We start from the raw sequence: 890 nt of genomic DNA, 5'->3' as shown, positions 1-890 counted from the left end.
CGCCGGCCTGCACCTGCAAGGCATCCTGAAAGGCGCCGACGCTATCCTCCCAGCGGGCATTGGCGTTGGCGACCATCTGCGCGTGGGTGCCGGTGAGCGCCGCGCCCTTGTAGCGGCCGTTGAACACCTGCTGGACGTTCTGCACGTCATAAGCGATGCGCTGCGCCTCGCCGAGAAGCTGCTGGGTGCGCTGCACCTGCTGCTGCAACTGCTGGAGCGAGCTGAACGGCAGCGAAGCCAGGTTGCGCGCCTCGTTGACGAGACTGGTCGCCTGCTGCTGGATTTGCTGAATCTGGTTGTTGACCTGCTGGAGCGACCGCGCGGCCGTCAGCACGTTCTGCGCATAATTGGTCGGGTCATAGACGATCCCGCCGAACTGAGCGTGCGCCGGCGTGGCGGCGGTGATGCCGATCATGCTCGATGTGGCGATGGCGCCGGCCAGCATGGCGCGGCGCAGGATATTGGGTTTCATGGGGTCGTGTCCTTCAAGGCAAGGGGGAGCTGGCCGGCATCTTCCCGGCGACCGGCCAGCGGATCGAGTTGGGGTTCGGGAAGAAGATCGACCGCCCAGGCCAGGCCGCGATGGCGCAGCCATTCGGCGGCGAAGCGCTCGCGGCCGTGGGTCTCGACCAGTTCGGCGATGCGGAGCTGATCGGTCTTGGAAGACGCGGCGGCGAAGGCCAACGCGACCTCGCCTAGCCCCAGCTCGAACAGCCGGTTGCCGCGCCGCGACTGGCAGTAATAGTCGCGCTTGGGCGTGGCCCGGCTGAGGATTTCGATCTGGCGAGCGTTGAGGCCGAACCGTTCGTAGATGGCGGCGATCTGCGGCTCGGCGGCGCGCTCGTTCGGCAGGAAGATGCGCGTCGGGCAGCTCTCGATGATGGCCGGCG

1 protein-coding gene and 1 pseudogene are annotated in these 890 nt (G+C 67.2%); both read right to left on the bottom strand.

Annotated features, from left to right (window positions below; translation table 11 throughout):
* On the bottom strand, nt 1–472 hold a 472-nt coding region (gene trbJ / locus AX735_RS04695; protein WP_066276385.1), incomplete at its 3' end, for a P-type conjugative transfer protein TrbJ.
* Nucleotides 469–890, bottom strand: a pseudogene (locus tag AX735_RS04690) (conjugal transfer protein TrbE); the annotation flags it as partial. The gene trbJ and the pseudogene AX735_RS04690, both read right to left, overlap by 4 nt.

It is taken from the genome of Blastomonas sp. CCH1-A6 (genome assembly GCF_001556365.1).
Classification (GTDB): Bacteria; Pseudomonadota; Alphaproteobacteria; order Sphingomonadales; family Sphingomonadaceae; genus Blastomonas; species Blastomonas ursincola.
This window is presented reverse-complemented; position numbering and strand designations above follow the sequence as displayed.